Here is a 19,834-nt window from a genome sequence, read left to right on the forward strand (position 1 = left end):
GCCTTAAGGCTTGGCGGCAGCAATGGGCGGCAAATCGTGCGCCACATCGCCGCATTGGGCGCGGTGTTGCAAGGCGTGTTCCATGACCACCAAGGCCAGCATGGCCTCGGCAATTGGGGTGGCGCGAATGCCCACACACGGGTCGTGACGGCCTTTGGTGATGACCTCGGTGGGCTGGCCTGCTGAATCAATCGATTCACGGGCGATCAGGATGGAACTGGTCGGCTTGATGGCGATCGACACCTCAATGTCTTGCCCGGTGCTGATGCCGCCCAGCACGCCGCCCGCGTTGTTGCCCACAAAGCCGCCCGGCGTGAGCGCGTCACCTGCAGTGCTGCCCTTTTGCGTGACGCAGCCAAAGCCCGCGCCGATCTCCACACCCTTGACGGCATTGATGCCCATCATGGCGTACGCAATGTCGGCGTCGATCTTGTCAAACAGCGGCTGGCCCAGGCCCACGGGCACGCCACGCGCCACCACGCGCAAGCGCGCACCGCACGAATCGCCCGACTTGCGCAGCGCGTTCATGTAGTCCTCCAGTGCTGACACATCGGCCACAGGGGCAAAAAATGGGTTGTTCGGCACATGGTCCCAGCTCTCAAAACCAATCGGCACGTCACCGATTTGGGTCATGCAGCCCACAAAGGTGGTCCCAAATTGTTCTTTGAGCCACTTTTTGGCCACCGCACCCGCAGCCACCATGGGGGCCGTCAAGCGCGCCGACGAGCGGCCGCCGCCCCGTGGGTCACGCAGGCCATATTTGCGCCAGTAGGTGTAGTCAGCATGCCCAGGGCGAAAGGTCTGCAAGATGTCGCCGTAGTCCTTGCTGCGCTGGTCGGTGTTGTTGATCAGCAGGCAAATCGGGGTGCCCGTGGTCTTGCCCTGAAACACGCCCGACATGATCTGCACCGCATCGGGTTCGTTGCGCTGGGTGACGAATTTGCTGGTGCCGGGGCGGCGGCGGTCCAGGTCGGGCTGGATGTCGGCCTCGCTCAAGGCCATGCCCGGGGGGCAGCCGTCGATCACGCAGCCAATGGCCGGGCCGTGGGATTCACCAAAGTTGGTGACCGAGAAAAGTGTTCCGAAGGTATTGCCGCTCATGCCCGGATTATCCCAGAGCGCCACAGACACAGGCAGCGCGCGCCCTACAATTCGACCCCATGACCGAAAACACCCCCTCTGAAGGCCACAAGCCGTCAGGCATCCCCGCTGACGTGCCCTTTTTGCGCACCATCAAAAGTTATGTGCTTCGCGCTGGCCGCACCACCATTGGCCAGGCCAAGGCCTACGAACTGTATGGACCGACCAACTTGCTGAACTACGCTCCTGGCGCGTTCAACGCCGAAGCAGCCTTTGGCCGCTCAGCGCCGCTGATACTGGAAATCGGCTTTGGCATGGGCGAGGCCACGGCGCACATCGCCAAAGTGCGGCCCGATGACAATTTTCTGTGCTGCGAAGTGCACGAGGCGGGTGTCGGCGCCCTGCTCAAGCGCATTGGCGAGCAGGACATCCACAACATCCGCATCCTGCGGCACGACGCTGTGGAAGTCATCGACCACATGCTGGCCGAGCAAAGTCTGGACGGTGTGCACATCTACTTTCCTGACCCCTGGCACAAAACCAAGCACCACAAACGCCGCCTGATCCAGGCCGATTTGGTCAACAAATTGGCCAAGCGGCTCAAGGTGGGCGGCTACCTGCATTGCGCCACCGACTGGCATCCCTATGCCGAGCAGATGATGGACGTCATCAGCGCCGAAAAACTGCTGGCCAATACAGGCGATGCACACCAAGGCGGTTACGCACCTAAGCCCGATTACCGGCCTTTGACCAAGTTTGAAAACCGGGGCCTGAAGCTGGGCCATGGCGTGTGGGACCTGGTGTTTCGCCGGGTCTGAGCTGTGCCGCCATGGCCCGCCCCGCACGCCATGCCCAACTGCCCACCCGCGACGGCGTGAGCGCCAGTTGCGTGGCCTTGCCTGCCGGTGATTGGCCCACGGTGCTGGATTTTCTGAGTGAGCGTATGGGCAGCGTGACGCGGGCCCAATGGACCGAACGCATGCGCCAGGGCCTGGTGCTGGCCTCACAAGGCCATGCCCTCCCCCCCGAACAAGCATTTTTGCCCGGCCAGCGCATCTATTACTACCGCCATCTGTACAACGAGCCGCAGTTGCCGGTGCAAGCGCACATCGTTTTTGAAGACGAACACCTGCTGGTGGCCGACAAACCTCACTTCATGCCCGTGACCCCGACGGGCCGCTACGTGCAGCAAAGCCTGCTGGTTCAACTCAAGCGCATGAGTGGCTGCACCGAACTGAGCCCGGTGCACCGCATTGACCGGGAAACCGCCGGTCTGGTGCTGCTGAGCAAACGCCCGCAGGACCGCGACGCCTATCAGGCCCTGTTCAGAAACCGTCAAGTCCGCAAACACTACCTGGCAGTGGCACCCTGGCGAGCCGATCTGGTGCAGCCGCGCACACACGCCAGCCGCTTGACCGAAGACAACTCATTTTTCAGAATGCGCGAGGTGCCAGGCGAGCCCAACAGCGAGACCCACCTGCAGATGCTGCGTACCGAAGGTGAGCGCGCGCTTTATCAACTCGAGCCTGTTACCGGCAAACGCCATCAGCTGCGGGTGCACATGCTCTCGCTGGGTGCCCCGATTGAAGGCGATCAGTTCTACCCCCAGGTTTTACGCGGCCCCGATGAGGCCGAGGACTGCAGCCACCCCTTGCAACTGCTGGCTGCGCGAATCGCCTTCAAAGACCCCGTCACAGGGCAGGAACGCTCATTCACCAGCGCTTTGACCTTGAACCTGTGAGGAACCCTGCCCCCGTTGGCACTCGCAGAGTCCGACACTTCTTCGATAAACCACTGCCCCCGCATAGGCATGACCCCTTCACACGCCAGCGTCGGGGTCTTCAACCACCGACCGTCAAATTCCCCACCCCGTAGGTCGGCACTCGCAGAGTCCGACACTTCTTCGATAAACCGCTGCGCCTGCATGGGCATGACCCCTTCAAACGCCAGCGTCGGGGTCTTCGACCACCGACCTACAAATACCGAGCTCCGTAGGTCGGCACTCGCAGAGTCCGACACCTCTTCGATGACCCCCTGCGTCCGCATGGGCATGACCCCTTCAAACGCCAGCGTCGGGGTCTTCGACCACCGACCTACAAATACCCTGCCCCGTAGGTCGGCACTCGCAGAGTCCGACACTTCTTCGATAAACCGCTGCGCCTGCATGGGCATGACCCCTTCACACGTCAACGTCGGGGTCTTCGACCACCGACCTACAAATACCCTGCCCCGTAGGTCGGCACTCGCAGAGTCCGACACTTCTTCGATAAACCGCTGCGCCTGCATCGGCATTCCCCCTTCACACGCCAGCGTCGGGGTCTTCGACCACCGACCTACAAATACCGAGCTCCGTAGGTCGGCACTCGCAGAGTCCGACACCTCTTCGATAAACCGCTGCGTCCGCATGGGCATGACCCCTTCAAACGCCAGCGTCGGGGTCTTCGACCACCGACCTACAAATACCCTGCCCCGTAGGTCGGCACTCGCAGAGTCCGACACTTCTTCGATAAACCGCTGCGCCTGCATGGGCATGACCCCTTCACACGTCAACGTCGGGGTCTTCGACCACCGACCTACAAATACCGTGCACCGTAGGTCGGCACTCGCAGAGTCCGACACTTCTTCGATAAACCGCTGCGCCTGCGTCGGCATGCCCCCTTCACACGCCAGCTTCGGGGTCTTCGACCGCCGACCTACGCAGACCGTAAGCCCGTAGGTCAGCAGTTGTCATGCAGGTGGTGTGGCAAGTCGCTGCAAATGCGCCAGCGCTGCTTGCGCCGACGAGCGCACCACCGCCGGGTCCACCTTGGCACGCAGCAGCACAAAAAAACCCAGCAGCAGCGTGGCCAGAAACTGGCCCTCTTGCACCGTATCCACCTCAGGGCGAATGTCCCCGTCTTCACGTGCGTGGTTCAGGGCGTTGCTCAATGCCGCGCTGATGCGCGCCACATGCGCGTGCACAAACACCTGGCTGCCCGGGTCTTCGGCCCCGCGCTCGGTGGCGCAATTGCACATGAAGCAGCCCAGCTCCGAGCCGGGCTCTCCGGCTGCTGCGGCAAAGCCCGAAAACATCGCCTCGATCTGCGGCAATCCGGCGTCTTCGGACTCCAGCGCCCGGAAATGCTGGTCCACCACCTCCTGTGCATACAGTTGGAGCGCGGCCTCATACAGATTTTGCTTGTTGCCGAACTCTGCATACAGGCTGAAACGGTTCACCGCCATGGACTCCACCAGAGTCTGCGTGGAGGTGCCATGGAAACCATCGCGCCAAAAAAGATCCATGGCCTTTCTGACGATGTCCGAGCGTTCATACTTTTTGCTACGTCCCATCTTTTTCCCCGAGTTCTTTGTGATTATAATTTCTAACCGATCAGTTAGAAATAAGGATTTTTCTCATGCGCAACTTCAAACAACGTTATGGCTCCTGGGCCTTGGTCACCGGCGGCACCTCGGGAATTGGTGCCGCTTTGGTCCAGCAACTGGCCCAGGAAGGCCTGAACATCGTGATGGTGGCCCGAAACGCCAGCCAGCTCGACACCCAGGCCGAAAAGCTGCGCCAGCAAACCGGCGTGCAAGTGCGCACCATCTCGGCAGACCTGACAAGGCCCGAAGGCCTGGAACGCGTGCTGGACGCCACACAAGACCTGGCCATCGACATGCTGGTGCCCTGCGCTGCCATCGAAACCATTGGTCTGTTTGTGGAATCGACCCAGGACCGCCACCAGGAGATGGTGCACATGAACGTGATCGCCCCCATGACACTGGCACGCCACTTTGGTGCAGGCATGGCCCAGCGCGGACGTGGCGCGATCTTGTTTGTCTCCAGCCTCTCGGGCTGGATGCCGCAACCCTTCATGGCCCAATACGGTGCCACCAAGTCTTACGTCATGGGCCTGGCCGCCGGTCTGCATTTCGAGATGAAAGGCCTGGGGGTGGATGTGTCGGTGCTCTCTCCCGGCCCCACGGACACGCCCATGGCAGCGGCCACGGGCATTGACTTTGCGTCCATGGGCATGAGCATCATGCGTCCCGAAGATGTGGCCGCCTGCGGACTGGCCGCCCTGGGCCGCAAGCTGGACGCCGTGCCCGGCCCGCGCAACAAAATGATGGCCTTCATGATGAGCCGCCTGATGTCACGCAGCTTGGCTGGCACCATGTTCAAGATGATGATGGGGCGAGCCCTCAAGCGCTGAGATCCTCATTGCTTCTTGGGCATATGTCGAACTCTACGAGTGCCGACCTGCGGAAACAGTTATGCGCAGGTCGGTGAAGACCCCGACAGGGGTTTATGGTTCGAGTTTGAGGCTCTTGATCCAGGCGTGTGCTTCTGGCCCATTCCAGTCCAGCGCACCCTGGATGCGCCAGCGGGCTTGGCCATCTGCGCCAATCAGCACGGTGGTCGGAAACGCGCGCACACCCCACTGACGGGCGATCTCGCCTGATTTGTCGAGCACCACAGGCAAACGGATGCGGTTACCCAAGATAAAAGAAGTGACTTTGGACGCAGACTCCTTGACATCGACCGTGATGACCACCGGGTTGCCAGCGCTGGCATCACTCAAGGCCTGCAAAGATGGTAATTCTTGCTTGCAGGGGCCACACCAGGTGGCCCAGAAGTTCAACACCACCAACTTGCCTTTGAGCTCCGCCGCATTCCATGGCTGATCGTTCAAATCCGTCATTTGGATCTGCGGTGTCGGCACCGATGCGGGCCAGGCCAGCTTTTGATACTGGGCCTGGGCAGCAGTGGTGGCCAACGCCATGAGCACATACGCAGATCGAACACACCAAGCACTGAATGTCATGGCACACCTCGCTGAATGATGATTGGGTATGACTGGACAGCTCAAACGCGTTCGCTCACCCACGCCTGCACGCTGGCCATCGCAGCGGGCAAGGCTTCAGGCTTGGTGCCACCGGCCATGGCCATATCGGGCTTGCCACCGCCTTTGCCACCCACTTGGCCCGCCACAAAGCTGGCCAACTCGCCCGCCTTGACCTTGCCCGTGCTGTCGGCCGTCACACCCGCAGCGATCTGCACCTTCTCACCGTCCACAGCGGTGAGCAAGACCACGGCGGTTTTCAGCTTGTCCTTGAGCTTGTCCACCGTGTCGCGCAGCGTCTTGGCATCCGCGCCTTCCAGCTGGGCCACCAAAAGCTTCACGCCCTTGATGTCCACAGCTTGCGTCATCAGCTCGTCGCCCTGGGCAGAAGCCAGCTTGCCTTTGGCGGCTGCCAGCTCTTTCTCCAGCGCCTTGACCTGGTCAAGCACTTGCGCAATCCGATTGTTCAACTCAGCGGGCTGGGCCTTGAGCGTGCCAGCAGCTTGCGTCACGGTGTCTTCGAGGGATTGCAAATAAGCCAAAGCATTGGTGCCGGTCACGGCTTCGATGCGGCGCACACCTGCGGCCACGCCGCCTTCACTGACAATCTTGAACAGGCCAATGTCACCCGTGGCTTTGACGTGGGTGCCGCCGCACAGCTCGCGGCTGGTGCCTATGTCGAGCACGCGCACGGTCTCGCCGTATTTCTCGCCAAACAACATCATCGCGCCAGTCTTTTGGGCGCTTTCGATGTCCATGACACGCGCTTGCGCAGCGGCGTTGGCCAGGATCTCGGCATTCACTTGGGCTTCGATCTGGCGGATCTCGGCATCGGTCACGGGCGCGTTGTGCGCAAAGTCAAAACGGGTGCGATCGGCGTTGACCAAGCTGCCCTTTTGCTGCACGTGGCCGCCCAGCACCTCGCGCAGGGCTTTGTGCATCAAATGGGTGGCGGAGTGGTTGCGCACAGTGGCGGCACGCAGGTCCAAGTCCACATGCGCCTGCACCGCGTCGCCCACTTTGAGACTGCCAGATTTGATTTCGCCATGGTGGCCAAACACATCGGCCTTGATCTTGAGCGTATCCAACACGTTGAACTGGCCGCCCGCGTTGTGGATCATGCCTTGGTCGCCCACCTGACCGCCCGACTCGGCGTAGAACGGGGTCGTGTCCAACACCACCACGCCTGCTTGACCTGCCTTCAGCTCAGTCACGGCATTGCCATCAGCGTACAAGGCCAGCACTTTGGCATTGGCCGTCAGCTCGTCGTAGCCCACAAAGTCGTTGCCCGCGCCTGAATAGTCGAGCGCCTTGTCCATCTTGAACTTGCCTGCCGCACGGGCCTGGGCTTTTTGCTTTTCCATGGCGGTGGCAAAACCGGCTTCGTCAACAGACAAGCCACGTTCGCGGCACACGTCGGCCGACAGGTCGAGCGGGAAGCCGTAGGTGTCGTGCAGCTTGAAGGCCACTTCGCCGGGCAACACTTTCACGCCACCGTCGAGGGCCGCGTCCAAAATCTGCATGCCGCTTTGCAGCGTCTCGAAGAAGCGCTCTTCTTCCACACGCAAAACGTCGGCAATCCGCTCGGCCTGATCGGCCATATTGGGGTACGCCGCGCCCATGAGCTTGACCAAGTCGGGCACCAGCTTGTGAAAGAACGGGGTCTTTTGACCCAACAAATAACCGTGACGAATCGCACGGCGCACGATGCGGCGCTGCACATAGCCTCGGCCTTCGTTGCTGGGCACCACGCCGTCGCTCACCAAAAAAGCAGTGGCGCGGATGTGGTCGGCGATCACGCGCAGCGACTTGTTGTTCAGGTCGGTGCAGCCGGTTTCGCGCGATGCGGCCTTGATCAACGCATCAAAAATGTCGATTTCGTAGTTGCTGTGAACGTGTTGCAAGATCGCAGCAAGACGTTCGAGGCCCATGCCCGTGTCCACGCAAGGCGCGGGCAGTGGCGTGACGGAGCCGTCTTCGTGCATGTTGAACTGCATGAACACGTTGTTCCAAATCTCAATGAAACGGTCGCCGTCTTCATCGGGGCTGCCGGGCGGGCCGCCGGGAATGTGCGGGCCGTGGTCGTAGAAGATTTCGGAGCAAGGGCCGCAAGGGCCGGTGTCGGCCATCATCCAGAAGTTGTCAGACTTGTAGCGGCCGCCCTTGTTGTCGCCAATGCGGATGATGCGGGTTTCAGCCTTGATGCGTTCAGGCGTCCAGCCGGCCTTGACAAAAATGCCTTCCCAAATGCCATAGGCCTCGTCGTCTTCCATGTAGACGGTGGCATACAGTTTGTCGGCGGGCAGTTTGTAGACCTGCGTCAGCAGCTCCCACGCCCACTCCAGCGATTCGCGCTTGAAGTAGTCGCCAAACGACCAGTTGCCCAGCATTTCAAAAAAGGTGTGGTGGCGGGCGGTGTAGCCCACGTTTTCCAGATCATTGTGTTTGCCACCGGCCCGCAAACAAGCTTGCACAGAGGCGGCACGCACATAACTGCGCTTGTCCGAGCCCAAAAACACGTCCTTGAACTGGACCATGCCCGAGTTGGTGAACATCAGGGTCGGGTCGTTGCCCGGCACCAAGGGGCTGGACGCCACCACGGTGTGCCCCTTGGACGCGAAAAAGTCCAAAAAGGTCTTGCGGATGTCGGAGACGGAGAAAGTGGCTTGGCTCATGGGGATGTTTTCGCTCAAAGTGCAACCCCGCATTATAAGTTTGGGCATTCGCCAAAGAGCCGAGCCAAAGCCAACGGACTCAACGCCCTGAAGCTAGTCACAGACCCGCTCAAAAAACGGCGTGTTCCCCGCGATCGGGCGCGCCCTCCCCTTTGACCCAACGGGCATAGGCATCAAAAAGCGTTTGTGACCCGTGTGAAGGTGTGGCCTGCTCATCGTAGCGCTGCGCAGCAGCGTCCCACACCAACATGGACTCGGTGGCGTAATACCGCCCAATGCGGGCCAACTCGGCCTTGTTTGCAGCAGCTGGAATGAGCTTACCCAACACGCTCAACACACCCACAATGACATCCATCAGGCCCACCGGAACACGCTTGAAGCGCGGCGGCATGCCCAACAAAGCAAACAAATGCTCGCCCTGCTTCAGCGGCGTGATGGCAGGCCCAGGCCCGCCTATGGGCAAGATCCGGTTATGCCGCGAAACATCGTCCAGGCACCCCACCAGAAAATCGGCCAAATCATCGTCACTGATGGGTTTGCAGGCGGTCAACTGCCCGTTGCCAAAAATCAAAAACGGCTTGCCTTTTTTGACCCGGTCGAGCTGACCCGACAGGGATTTAAAAAACGCGGTTGGGCGCACGATGGAATAAGTCATACCGGATTCGATCAAGGCTTTTTCAAAAGCCAGCTTGGCATGTTGAAAAGCCAACAAGGGCTTTTGAACGCAGATGGCCGACAGTTGCACAAAATGCCTCACACCCGCAGCTTGTGCCGCATTCAGCGCACACACATGGGCCTGGTGATCGACGCGCCACGCGTCTTGAGGAGAACCGCTGCGCGAGGCCATGCAAGAGACCACCGCATCAAAACGGGCCTGCGTGAAAGACGGCTGCTTCCACACTTCTGGATCGGCTGCATGGCCCTGCACCACCGTGGCCCCAGCCAGACGTTCAGACAGTCGTGTGTCGGCTTGCGCTGACCCCTCGTCTTGGCGAGGCCTGACCAGACAAACCACCTCATGTCCACGCTGAATCAGCGCCCGTGCCGTGGCCCTGCCGATCGTGCCAGTCGCACCGAGTAAAAGCACACGCTTGCAAGCCTTTGGCTCTAACCCAGTCACTGGCAATGGTGTGATGGTCACTGGGCAAGGCATTGAGTTGGAAGGCTTGTCGATGGTCACGCCGCGAACTCCATAAATATTCAGCCAATCAATGTTACTGTTTTTCTGACGGCTGAAGGTTCACTTCAAGACAAGCGGGCCCGCGGCACAACTCAAGAAAGCCGCATAATTGTTTTTCCATGAAGTGCATCAAACAGGGGCATCTTCACATCCGCCCTGATTTTTGCGCGATTTGCCCACATGCCATCCGGCAAGCCCCTATCCGCCGTGTATTCACCCTCAAACTTGAACGCCATGACCACATCCCCCCTCGCCCAACTCAACGACCCCACCTTGCTCAAAACAGACGCCCTGATCAACGGCCAATGGGTCGCGGGCAGCAGCCGTTTTGCCGTGCATGACCCGGCCACCGGCGCGCACTTGGCCGATGTGGCCAACCTGGGCCCTGCCGAGACCGAAGCCGCCATTGCCGCCGCCAACGCCGCTTGGCCTGCCTGGAAAGCCAAAACTGCCAAAGAGCGCAGCATCATCCTGCGCAAGTGGTACGACCTGCTCATGGCCAACCAGGACGATCTGGGCCGCATCATGACCGCCGAGCAAGGCAAGCCCTTGCCCGAGGCCAAAGGCGAAGTGGCCTATGGCGCCAGCTTCGTCGAGTGGTTTGCCGAAGAAGCCAAGCGCATCAATGGCGAGACCCTGCCGCAGTTCGACAACAACCGCCGCCTGATGGTGCTCAAGCAGCCCATTGGCGTGTGTGCGGCCATCACGCCCTGGAACTTTCCGCTGGCCATGATCACCCGCAAAGTGGCACCGGCTCTGGCCGCAGGCTGCCCGGTCATCATCAAGCCCGCCGAGCTGACTCCGCTGACAGCCTTGGCCGCAGCCGAGCTGGCCATCCGCGCCGGCATCCCGGCCGGTGTGCTGAACATGATCACCGCCGACAGCGACAACTCGATTGCCGTGGGCAAGGTGCTGTGCGCCAGCGACGTGGTGCGCCACATCAGCTTCACCGGCTCTACCGAAGTGGGCCGCATCCTGATGGCGCAGTCGGCCCCCACTGTGAAAAAAATGTCGCTGGAGTTGGGTGGCAACGCCCCCTTCATCGTGTTTGAAGACGCCGACATCGACAGCGCGGTCGAAGGCGCTTTTGCCAGCAAGTACCGTAACGCGGGCCAGACCTGCGTGTGCTCCAACCGCTTTTATGTGCAGGAGTCGGTGTACGAAGAATTCGCCGCCAAATTCGCCGCCAAGGTCAAAACGGCCAAGGTGGGCAACGGCTTTGAAGACGGCGTGAACCAGGGCCCCTTGATCGAGCCTGCCGCGCTCGACAAGGTTGAACGCCACGTGAAAGACGCCATTGCCAAGGGCGGCCGCGTACTCACGGGTGGCAAACGCCTGGACGGCCAGTTCTTCGAGCCCACCGTGATCGCCGACGCCAACGCCGACATGGTTTGCGCAAAAGAAGAAACCTTTGGTCCCTTCGCACCCATCTTCAAGTTCAAGACGGAGCAAGAAGCAATTGACGCGGCCAACAACACCGAATTCGGCCTGGCCAGCTACTTCTACAGCCGCGACGTGGGCCGCATCTTCCGCGTGAGCGAGGCGCTCGAATACGGCATGGTAGGCATCAACGTGGGCATTTTGGCCACCGAGCATGTGCCTTTTGGCGGCGTCAAGCAGTCGGGCCTGGGCCGGGAAGGCTCGCACCACGGCATGGATGACTATGTGGAAATCAAATACCTGTGCGTGGGTGACATCTTGAAATGATTCAAGCCCAGAGATCACCTCAAGGGCACAGCCACTGGTGAGGTTGGCGTGACATCCAGCGCAAGCCAATGGCGAAAGGGCACGCTGAATTCGAAATCTTGCAGCAAAGCCCGGTGGACCCATGTCACCGAATCTGCCCATGCAGGTTCGGCGCGCACACTCCACTCCACAAAAGGGGCCAAATAAGGTTTATCGGTCCACAGCGCAGGACTGGCCACAAGACGATAGGCTGGCGATGCGGTCCAAACATTGCCAGGCCACCAACTCAATCCCATGCACACCACGGCCAATGCAGGAAGCAGCCATGGCCTGCACAGCTGCAACAAACGGTCTTGTCCGGTGACCATCAACAACCTAGCGAACAAACCCGCAAAAAGTTGACACAGGTTGAGCAATCCAAACAACAAGGAGGCACCCAACACCACCGGCGTCATGACCGTCTTGCGGTAAGCCGCCACCAATTGCGGCTGACTGATTTGGGGGGCAAACAAGCCGCTCATGAGCTGCGCCGCGCCGGACTCCGAGTCCAGATCCTCAGGGAACAAGCCAGCCACAGAAGAGGCCCACAAGGCACTCATCACTGGACGTATGTCTGCAGGTGCCGGGCTGGTCAACAAGGTTTCGCCTCTGAGAAGAATTCGCCCATTGAGTGCCTCCTGAGTGCTCATCTGCGACCTCCAACTCATCGTCAGGTCTTGCGCATCAGCATGCGCAACGATGTGGTCAACCAAAGCCTTTTGCGCATGCCACATGGATGACAAACCCAGCGCGCAGCACAGCAAGAGCAGTAAAAACCTGGACCTCACAAAGCTGTCCAGCCAACGCATCAACAACAAGGCCAAGCCCAAACCAGAAACGACACGCCCCCAAATCTCAATGTCTTTCAATTGCACAGGGGTGGCACCCAATTGCAAATGCCCCCCCAATTCGAGCAAGCGGTGATTGAAGGACAACTCCAGCACGGTGTAGCAGGCCAGCAATGATAAAAACCAAGGCTGTAAGTTCAAGGCTTGATTTTGGAGAGCTGACCGGTGCATCGAGAGATTTTAACTTTGTGAACTTATATAGAGGCGCATAAAGCGCAGCTAATGCGATTAGAATTTCCGCATGCGGGTGTCGTTCAATGGTAGGACTCTTGCTTCCCAAGCAAATAACGTGGGTTCGATTCCCATCACCCGCTCCAAGCATGAAAGAAGGCCCCGCAAGGGGCCTTCTGCTTTTCGTTTGTGCCTGGCGCAGCACACCGCTCCCCAACAATTTGCATTGCACGCCATCCGGCGACTTTCTCCATGAACATCACCGTCCTCGAAGAACTCAAAGCCTATATCGACCCACTGACCCCGGATGAACATGAGGCGCTCGAGCGCAGCATCCTGGCTGAGGGTTGCCGTGATGCGCTGGTCTTGTGGGGGGAAGTCCTGGTCGATGGGCACAACCGCTATGGCATCTGCCAAAAGCATGGCCTGCCTTTTCAGACGGTGCAAAACCCGCGCTTCCAATCCATGGAAGACGTGCACCTGTGGATGATCGACCAGCACCTGGGGCGCCGCAGTGTGTCGGATTTTCAGCGCGGGGTGCTGGCTTTGCGCAAGCGCGAGATACTGACCGAACGCCGTGCCAGTGCCATGGCTGCCACGGCAAAAACAGATGCGACTGCGGCCGAAACGTCATCGCAAGAAGGGCCCAAGGACATCGCCGCGAGCGAATCCAACCCGCTCAAAAGCCGCGCCGATATAGCCAAAGCCGCGCGCCTGAGCAACAGCCAGGTCGTGCAGATCGAAAAAATTCACAAGCAAGCTGCACCCGAATTGGTGGCCGCCATCAAGGCCGGTGAGATTTCGATCAACGCCGCCGCCGCCGTGGCCTCCTTGCCTGCCGAAGCGCAAAAAACGGCCGCGCTGGGGGGCAAGGATGAACTCAAACAAGCTGCAAAACGCGTGCGTGAGGAGAACCGCAAAGCACCCAAGGAAGACGCCCACACGGCAAAGGACGATGCACTAGAAGACGCCGCGCCCGAAACGATTCACACTTTGCGACAACAGGTGCAAACACTCACCGAAGAAAACCAAGGCCTGCGCCAGCAAGTGGCTGAACTTCAGGCGCGCTTGCAAGCCTGAACTCGCCCCCGGCCACCGCAGCCGGACTTGAGCGGATGGGCTACTGCAATGGGGTCAGGTGGTGTGCAGGATGACGCCCTGCAACTTATTGAGGCTTGACCTCACGCAGCACGATGGCGCGCGTGGGCAACTCGGGCCAGCGCAAGCGCTCACCCTGAAAGTACACCTGCGCCTGATCAGCGTGCTCGAAATACAGACGCCATGGCGGTGGTCCGTACACACTTCTGCCCTCTTTGGCCTGCAAGGTCAACACCGTGCTCTTGCCCGTGCCATCCTTGGCGCACACCGAACCGGCCTTGAGCGGGACGATGTAGACCATGTCACCGGCCTTGCTGGGAATCTTGGAGGTCAGCAAGGTGCCCTGCTCCGTGCTTTGACACAAGGCTTCGGGTGAGCTGAGCGCCACCTGGGTAGCACTCAGAGGTGAAGTGCTGGCGGGTGAAGAGCTGGCAGCCATTGCCCCTGCGAGGGATGCAATGGCAAGAGACGCAGAATCTGCAGGCGCTGAAGCTTCGGGTGAAGCGGCAGGCGGGGCAGAGGCCTCGGCCACCACGGCAGCCGATGCTGGTCCTGCCGTCACCGCAGCAAGTTGAGTCTTGAGCAAGGACAACCAACGTTTAGCCAGATCAGTGTGCTGAGTCAACCAAAATGCGCCCCAAGCCAAACTCGCCAAGAACGTCAGCCACATCAGCAAGCGAAAAAAATGCCAGCCGTTGGATGAACTTTCTTGCTGCGCCTTTTTGCGTTGCTCGGACAACTGGATCAAATCGTCCAGCACCTGAAGCGACATCTGCTCTATGGACTGACCACCCTCATCGCCAGCCATGCTTCGGATCACGCTGTCGGGGTCGCCGCCCAGAGCCGCAGCCACTTTTCGGGCTGCGTTGTACTTGATGGCTTCAGAATAAAACAACGAGGAACCACCCGACTCCAACTGCTGAATCTGCGCCGCTGACAAATTCACACGGCGCGCAAGCGCACCGGGCTCCAACTCTTGCGCAAGGCGCCATTGGCGCAAAAGTTCCCCGCGCACGCGATCTGAATTGGGTGTTGACATTCCAAAAACCGACAAAATTATTATTTTGTACGAAATTTAATCACTTGGGAATACACTGAATGAACAAAAAAATTAAAATATTTATAATTTAGAGCAATTTAGTCAAAAAAATATAAAAAAGCCACGAAATTCGTGGCTTTTGAAAACGGCATAAACGTCAAATTCAAAATATCAGCTTGACGCCCGTCTTGCTTTGCAGCAGCTCAGGCGTCACGCCCTGCGCCAATTCAACCACCTTCAGGCCCGCATCGGTCACGTCCATCACAGCCAGGTCGGTGATGATGCGGTCGACCACACCCTTGCCGGTGAGCGGCAAGGTGCACTCGGGCAGGATCTTCATGTCTTCGGTGCCGTCTTTCTTTTTGGCCACGTGTTCCATCAAGATGATCACGCGCTTGACACCCGCGACCAAATCCATCGCGCCACCCATGCCCTTGACCATCTTGCCGGGGATCATCCAGTTGGCCAAATCACCCTTGTCGGTCACTTGCATCGCGCCCAGGATCGACAAGTTGATCTTGCCGCCTCGGATCATGGCAAACGACTGCTCGCTGCCAAAAATGGACGAGCCCTTGATGGTCGTCACGGTTTGCTTGCCCGCGTTGATCAGGTCGGCGTCGACCTCGTCTTCGGTCGGGAACGGGCCAATGCCCAGCATGCCGTTTTCGCTTTGCAGCCAGACTTCCTTGTCTGCAGGCACAAAGTTGGCCACCAGCGTCGGGATGCCGATGCCCAGGTTCACATAGAAACCGTCTTCCAGTTCGTGGGCCGCACGGGCGGCCATTTGGTCTTGACTCCAGCTCATATCAGACTCCCGCCTTTTCAGTGATGGTGCGTTTCTCGATGCGCTTTTCCGGCTTCGTGTTCAGCACGATGCGGTGCACATAAATGCCGGGCAAGTGAACGCTGTCGGGGTGCATGGCACCGGTTTCAACAATCTCTTCGACCTCGACCACGCAGATCTTCCCGGCCATGGCAACAGCCGGGTTGAAGTTGCGCGAGGTGTAACGGAACTGCAGGTTGCCGGACTTGTCGGCGCGGTGTGCCTTGACCAGCGACACATCGGGCACCAAAGAGCGCTCCATCACAAAGGTTTCGCCATCGAACTCGCGCAGCTCTTTGCCTTCTGCCACCAGGGTGCCCACACCGGTCTTGGTGAAAAAGGCCGGGATGCCCGCGCCGCCCGCACGCAGCTTCTCGGCCAGCGTACCTTGCGGCGTGAACTCCAAAGCCAGCTCGCCCGCCAGGTACTGGCGCTCGAACTCTTTGTTCTCGCCCACATACGAAGAAATCATCTTCTTGATCTGGCGGGTCTGCAGCAGCAGGCCCAGGCCAAAGTCGTCCACGCCCGCATTGTTGGAAATCGCGGTCAGGTTCTGCACACCGCTGTCGCGCAAGGCGGCAATCAGGGCTTCGGGGATGCCGCACAGGCCAAAACCGCCCACGCCAATGAGTTGCCCGTCAGCCACGATGCCCTTGAGGGCCTCGGCTGCGGAAGGAAAAATCTTGTTCACACCGGTCTCCAGGAAAGGATGGAAGCGCTACGATACTACGTAATCAACTACGTAGTTTTTCGTAGAGGGCGGCCCTTAGTGAAACCCAGCCGACATGGGCTTTTCTGTGGGAGCTTGCCTGCAAGCGATAACGCGCTCACCCCAATCCATCGCCAGCAGGCTGGCTCCTACACAAAGCGTCCCCGTGACACAGGACATCGATTACCGCCTCGCCTTTGATCTCGCCCCCATCGGCATGGTGCTCTCGCGCAACCGGACCATCGTCGACTGCAACCAGCGCGTCTGTGAAATGTTTGGCGTGCCCCGCGAACAGCTGATCGGCCAGACCTTTCAGCTGCTCTACCCCAGCGCCGCCGAGTACGAACGCACCGGTCAGCGCATCGCGCCCATCCTGAATGCCAAAGGCGTATACGCCGATGATCGCGTCATGAAACGGGTCGATGGCCGCTTCAAGGGCGAGACCTTTTGGTGCCATGTCACGGGCCGTGCGCTCAACCGCGATGCCCCACACGAAGCGGGCATCTGGACCTTTGAAGACCTGTCGGCCCGTAAACCTGTCAAGGCTGAACTCACAGCCCGCGAACGCGAAGTCGCCGCCCACCTGATGGACGGCCTGACCAGCAAAGAGATTGGCAAAGCTCTGGGTATCAGCCACCGCACGGTGGAGATTTACCGCGTCAAGCTGATGCGCAAATACCAGGCTTCGGGGGCTGCGGATTTGATTCAGAAGTTGATGCGGGGGTGAGAAGACGCCCAACATCATCATGTCGGACTCTTCGAGTGCCGACCTACAGCGAACGCGGTATCCGTAGGTCGGTGGTCGAAGACCCCGACGTTGCTGGGTTAGGCGTTCATGCCGATGCATGCGATGAGCTTCATCAGGCGAATGTCGGACTCTTCGAGTGCCGACCTACAGCGAACGCGGTATCCGTAGGTCGGTGGTCGAAGACCCCGACGTGGTTGGGTTAGGCGTTCATGCCGATGCATGCGATGAGCTTCATCAGGCGAATGTCGGACTCTTCGAGTGCCGACCTACAGCGAACGCGGTATCCGTAGGTCGGTGGTCGAAGACCCCGACGCTGTTGGGTTAGGCGTTCATGCCGATGCATGCGATGAGCTTCATCAGGCGAATGTCGGACTCTTCGAGTGCCGACCTACAGCGAACGCGGTATCCGTAGGTCGGTGGTCGAAGACCCCGACGCTGTTGGGTTAGGCGTTCATGCCGATTCAAGCGATGAGCTTCATCCGGCCAATGTCGGACTCTGCGAGTGCCGACCTACGACATGCATGGGTCGGTGACTTCGGCCTCTTGCGGCTTGAGGGCGTCAATCCACGCCAAACACCCGCCGCAGATGCAACGTCACTCCGCCAAACTGCTGCTCAAGGACTGTGAGCCGCTTGAATCCATGGCCTATCGCCAGCTCGTCGGTCATGCCCATGCCGCCGTGCAGCTGCACCGCGCCCTGCCCCACCAAACGTGCAGCACGCAGCACCGTCACATGGGTCGATGAGACCCGCTCGGCGCGGCGCTCAGGGCTGTCGACCAGCACATTGGCACAAGCGCCCACCGCCGCCGCGGCTTGCACGAGCGCCATGTACATGTCGGCCATGCGGTGCTGCAGGGCCTGAAATGCCGCCAAGGGCTGGCCGAACTGCTTGCGCTGGCTGGTGTAGTTCAGCGTGTCGCGCATCATGGACTGCATCACGCCCACGGCCTCGGCGCCTGCGGCCAGCGTGGCCGCGTCCCACGCTTGCGAGAGCGCGGCCAGCGCATCGCCTTGGCCGATAAGAGCCTGCACGGGCGTTTGGTCAAAGGCCAACTCAGCCGCCCAGGCGCCGTCGATCAGCCGCACATCGCGCCGCTGAACACCGCTGGCTGCAGGATCGATCAGGCAGATGCGCAGCTGGCCCGCCTCGTCTCGCGCACTCACCAGCCAGTGCGTGGCTCCGGTTGCGCCGCGCACCAGGGCTTTGCGCCCGCTGATGAGGAAGGGGCCGTTCGAGTTGTGCAATCGGGTCTGCACCTGGCTAAAGTCAGTGCGCCCTGCAGGCTCCAGCGCCGCCACAGCCAATCGCACTTGGCCATCGGCCAGGCCTTGCAGCAAAGTATCGGCTGCCGGGTCGCCCAGCGCTTGCAGCAAGGTCGCCCCTAAAACGGCAGAGCTGCTGTAAGGCTCGGCCACCAAGGCCGCGCCCAAGGCTTGGCAGATCAGCATTTGTTCGGACAAACCACCGCCCATGCCACCCAAGTGTTCGGGCAGCGCCGCACCCAAGAGGCCCAATTCACGGCTCAAGCCTTGCCACAGCGGTGCAATCGCTTCTGGACTTGCAATCATCTGTGCGCGTTTGTCGAAGGGCAGCTTGTCTTGCAGCCAGCCTTGCAGACTGGCCAGCAACATGGCCTGCGTTTCGTCGGTAGGCACCACAGGCTCCACCACCTCGGCACCCAAAAGGTGGCGGGCAATCAGATTGCGCTGCACTTCGTTGGTGCCGCCATAAATCGAGGCTGCGCGGTCATTCAAGTAAGCCCGGGTCGCAAACACCGACTCCTCGGGCACAGGCAAAGCGTGGGCAGATGCCTCCTCGATGGTCAGGCTGCTGGCGCCATAGACGCCTGCAATGTCCAAACCCAGCTCGGTCAGGTGCTGCTTGAGCTCGGTCGCCAGCACCTTGCCCATGGAGGGTGCAGCGGGCAACCAGCAAGGCTGCGTGCCGCCACCGATGCGCGCGGTCAGCACCTGCTGTTCCCAAGCGTGCAAGGCGTCAATGCGACACTGCGCATTGGCCAAGGTCAAGGCGATGTCTTCGTGTTCGGAGCACGGCGCGCCTTGCGCAAAGGCTTCTTGCAAGGACTCGCGCAAGCGGGCCAAACGGCCCCGCAAGAACGGCGCAGACGAGCCGCCCCGCTCGTGCTCCAGCAAAAATTTGGCTATCGTCCAGCCCTGGTTTTCTTCGCCGATCAGCGCGTCAGCGGGTACGCGGGCCTCGTCAAAAAAGACCTGGTTGAACTCGTGGTCGCCCGAGATGCTGATGATCGGCCGGATTTGAATGCCCGGCTTGTTCAGCTCAAACATCAAAAAGCTGATGCCTTGCTGCGGCTTGCCGCTGCTGTCGGTGCGCACCAGGCAAAACATGTGCGTGGCGCGGTGGGCGTGGGTGGTCCAGATTTTGGAGCCATTGATCACCCACTCGTTGCCCTCGCGGCGGGCCCGGCATTGCAAAGATGCCAGGTCGGAGCCCGAGCCCGGTTCGCTGTAACCCTGACACCAGTAACTCACGCCATTGCGCAAGTCGGGCAGCCAGCGCTCTTTTTGGGCCTGTGTGCCAAACGCCACCAGCACGGGCGCGGCCATCACCAGGCCCAGAGGTGAGACCTTGGGGGCATCGGCCGCTGCCATCTCGCTGGCAAAGATGTCGTGCTGCCTTGGCGTCCAGGCGCAACCGCCCCACTCGACTGGCCAGTGCGGCGCCGCCCAGCCGCGCTTGGCCAAAATGCGTTGCCACGGAATGCCTACCTCGTAGTCCGCAAAAATGCCCGAGGTGCGATGCCCGCCCAAGCGGATCTCATCGGTCAGCTCAGCGGCCAAAAAGGCGCGCACTTCATCACGAAAAGCCAGTTCGTCGTTCGTCAATGAATCGGTCATGGTGGTCTTAGCTCAAAAAGAAAAAATAATCACAAGG

At 60.1% G+C, this 19,834-nt stretch carries 17 protein-coding genes and 1 tRNA gene; 7 read left to right on the top strand and 11 right to left on the bottom strand.

The features are described 5' to 3' along the window. Positions 1-3: 3 nt before the first annotated feature. Positions 4-1,101, bottom strand: coding sequence for a chorismate synthase (gene aroC, locus H663_RS26325; RefSeq protein ID WP_053170074.1), 1,098 nt, complete (start codon positions 1,099-1,101; stop codon positions 4-6). A gap of 59 nt (positions 1,102-1,160) precedes the next feature. On the opposite strand from aroC, the gene trmB reads away from it, so the two are divergent. Both trmB and H663_RS26335 read left to right on the top strand, forming a co-directional pair. Further along, positions 1,161-1,898, top strand: coding sequence for a tRNA (guanosine(46)-N7)-methyltransferase TrmB (trmB, locus tag H663_RS26330; RefSeq protein WP_053170075.1), 738 nt, complete (start codon positions 1,161-1,163; stop codon positions 1,896-1,898). 11 nt (positions 1,899-1,909) lie between these two features. Continuing rightward, the gene (locus H663_RS26335; RefSeq protein ID WP_053170076.1) at positions 1,910-2,821 is read left to right on the top strand and encodes a pseudouridine synthase; all 912 of its coding nucleotides are present in this window, start codon (positions 1,910-1,912) and stop codon (positions 2,819-2,821) included. Positions 2,822-3,807: 986 nt separating this feature from the next. On the opposite strand, the gene H663_RS26340 is transcribed toward H663_RS26335, so the two are convergent. Further along, positions 3,808-4,410 (bottom strand): TetR/AcrR family transcriptional regulator, encoded by a 603-nt coding sequence (locus tag H663_RS26340; RefSeq protein ID WP_083451060.1) that lies wholly within the window; start codon positions 4,408-4,410, stop codon positions 3,808-3,810. Between the two features lie 65 nt (positions 4,411-4,475). Here H663_RS26340 and H663_RS26345 point away from each other — a divergent pair, with 65 nt between their 5' ends. Beyond that, a complete protein-coding gene (locus H663_RS26345; RefSeq protein WP_053170079.1) occupies positions 4,476-5,273 on the top strand; it encodes an SDR family NAD(P)-dependent oxidoreductase in 798 nt (265 codons plus the stop codon). A 93-nt stretch (positions 5,274-5,366) separates the two neighbouring features. Here H663_RS26345 and H663_RS26350 read toward each other — a convergent pair whose 3' ends face one another. From H663_RS26350 to H663_RS41545, 4 genes are all read right to left on the bottom strand, one after another. Beyond that, complete coding sequence (locus tag H663_RS26350; protein WP_083451061.1) at positions 5,367-5,885, bottom strand: TlpA family protein disulfide reductase; 519 nt, start codon at positions 5,883-5,885, stop codon at positions 5,367-5,369. 41 nt (positions 5,886-5,926) lie between these two features. Beyond that, a complete protein-coding gene (gene alaS, locus H663_RS26355; protein WP_053171489.1) occupies positions 5,927-8,578 on the bottom strand; it encodes an alanine--tRNA ligase in 2,652 nt (883 codons plus the stop codon). A gap of 109 nt (positions 8,579-8,687) precedes the next feature. Next, the gene (locus H663_RS26360) at positions 8,688-9,665 is read right to left on the bottom strand and encodes an NAD(P)H-binding protein (RefSeq protein ID WP_053171492.1); all 978 of its coding nucleotides are present in this window, start codon (positions 9,663-9,665) and stop codon (positions 8,688-8,690) included. Between the two features lie 185 nt (positions 9,666-9,850). Beyond that, a complete protein-coding gene (locus H663_RS41545; RefSeq protein WP_165803869.1) occupies positions 9,851-9,994 on the bottom strand; it encodes a hypothetical protein in 144 nt (47 codons plus the stop codon). Here H663_RS41545 and H663_RS26365 point away from each other — a divergent pair. Next, positions 9,993-11,465, top strand: coding sequence for an NAD-dependent succinate-semialdehyde dehydrogenase (locus tag H663_RS26365; protein ID WP_053170083.1), 1,473 nt, complete (start codon positions 9,993-9,995; stop codon positions 11,463-11,465). The genes H663_RS41545 and H663_RS26365 overlap by 2 nt on opposite strands. A 14-nt stretch (positions 11,466-11,479) precedes the next feature. Here H663_RS26365 and H663_RS26370 read toward each other — a convergent pair whose 3' ends face one another. Beyond that, a complete protein-coding gene (locus H663_RS26370; RefSeq protein WP_133239972.1) occupies positions 11,480-12,472 on the bottom strand; it encodes a hypothetical protein in 993 nt (330 codons plus the stop codon). Positions 12,473-12,574: 102 nt separating this feature from the next. On the opposite strand from H663_RS26370, the gene H663_RS26375 reads away from it, so the two are divergent. Both H663_RS26375 and H663_RS26380 read left to right on the top strand, forming a co-directional pair. Next, positions 12,575-12,648: transfer RNA gene (locus H663_RS26375), tRNA-Gly, on the top strand. A 106-nt stretch (positions 12,649-12,754) separates the two neighbouring features. After that, positions 12,755-13,582, top strand: a complete 828-nt coding sequence (locus H663_RS26380; protein ID WP_053170086.1) for a ParB N-terminal domain-containing protein — start codon at positions 12,755-12,757, stop codon at positions 13,580-13,582. Between the two features lie 85 nt (positions 13,583-13,667). Here the strand turns inward: H663_RS26380 and H663_RS26385 are convergent, their stop codons facing one another. The 3 genes from H663_RS26385 to H663_RS26395 all read right to left on the bottom strand — a co-directional run bounded on the left by H663_RS26385 (position 13,668) and on the right by H663_RS26395 (position 16,153). Continuing rightward, positions 13,668-14,615 (bottom strand): helix-turn-helix domain-containing protein, encoded by a 948-nt coding sequence (locus H663_RS26385; RefSeq protein WP_165803870.1) that lies wholly within the window; start codon positions 14,613-14,615, stop codon positions 13,668-13,670. Between the two features lie 187 nt (positions 14,616-14,802). Continuing rightward, positions 14,803-15,444 (bottom strand): 3-oxoacid CoA-transferase subunit B, encoded by a 642-nt coding sequence (locus H663_RS26390; RefSeq protein ID WP_053170090.1) that lies wholly within the window; start codon positions 15,442-15,444, stop codon positions 14,803-14,805. A gap of 1 nt (position 15,445) precedes the next feature. After that, positions 15,446-16,153, bottom strand: coding sequence for a CoA transferase subunit A (locus H663_RS26395; protein ID WP_053170092.1), 708 nt, complete (start codon positions 16,151-16,153; stop codon positions 15,446-15,448). Positions 16,154-16,337: 184 nt separating this feature from the next. On the opposite strand from H663_RS26395, the gene H663_RS26400 reads away from it, so the two are divergent. Next, positions 16,338-16,898 carry a PAS and helix-turn-helix domain-containing protein gene (locus H663_RS26400; protein ID WP_116695817.1) on the top strand — a complete coding sequence of 187 codons (561 nt, stop codon included), beginning with the start codon at positions 16,338-16,340 and terminating at the stop codon, positions 16,896-16,898. Positions 16,899-17,478: 580 nt separating this feature from the next. Here H663_RS26400 and H663_RS42170 read toward each other — a convergent pair. After that, positions 17,479-19,797, bottom strand: coding sequence for an acyl-CoA dehydrogenase family protein (locus H663_RS42170; protein ID WP_083451062.1), 2,319 nt, complete (start codon positions 19,795-19,797; stop codon positions 17,479-17,481). Between the last annotated feature and the right edge of the window lie 37 nt (positions 19,798-19,834).

The sequence above is a fragment of the Limnohabitans planktonicus II-D5 genome, assembly GCF_001270065.2.
Classification (GTDB): Bacteria; Pseudomonadota; Gammaproteobacteria; order Burkholderiales; family Burkholderiaceae_C; genus Limnohabitans_A; species Limnohabitans_A planktonicus.

Excerpts from the sequence above, each read along its gene's own strand:
- H663_RS42170 (WP_083451062.1), bottom strand. The coding sequence starts at position 19,797 with ATGACCGATTCATTGACGAACGACGAACTGGCTTTTCGTGATGAAGTG.
- H663_RS26390 (WP_053170090.1), bottom strand. The coding sequence starts at position 15,444 with ATGAGCTGGAGTCAAGACCAAATGGCCGCCCGTGCGGCCCACGAACTG.
- H663_RS26350 (WP_083451061.1), bottom strand. The coding sequence starts at position 5,885 with ATGACATTCAGTGCTTGGTGTGTTCGATCTGCGTATGTGCTCATGGCG.
- H663_RS41545 (WP_165803869.1), bottom strand. The coding sequence starts at position 9,994 with ATGGCGTTCAAGTTTGAGGGTGAATACACGGCGGATAGGGGCTTGCCG.
- H663_RS26365 (WP_053170083.1), top strand. The coding sequence starts at position 9,993 with ATGACCACATCCCCCCTCGCCCAACTCAACGACCCCACCTTGCTCAAA.
- H663_RS26335 (WP_053170076.1), top strand. The coding sequence starts at position 1,910 with ATGGCCCGCCCCGCACGCCATGCCCAACTGCCCACCCGCGACGGCGTG.
- H663_RS26345 (WP_053170079.1), top strand. The coding sequence starts at position 4,476 with ATGCGCAACTTCAAACAACGTTATGGCTCCTGGGCCTTGGTCACCGGC.
- H663_RS26380 (WP_053170086.1), top strand. The coding sequence starts at position 12,755 with ATGAACATCACCGTCCTCGAAGAACTCAAAGCCTATATCGACCCACTG.
- aroC (WP_053170074.1), bottom strand. The coding sequence starts at position 1,101 with ATGAGCGGCAATACCTTCGGAACACTTTTCTCGGTCACCAACTTTGGT.
- alaS (WP_053171489.1), bottom strand. The coding sequence starts at position 8,578 with ATGAGCCAAGCCACTTTCTCCGTCTCCGACATCCGCAAGACCTTTTTG.
- H663_RS26340 (WP_083451060.1), bottom strand. The coding sequence starts at position 4,410 with ATGGGACGTAGCAAAAAGTATGAACGCTCGGACATCGTCAGAAAGGCC.
- trmB (WP_053170075.1), top strand. The coding sequence starts at position 1,161 with ATGACCGAAAACACCCCCTCTGAAGGCCACAAGCCGTCAGGCATCCCC.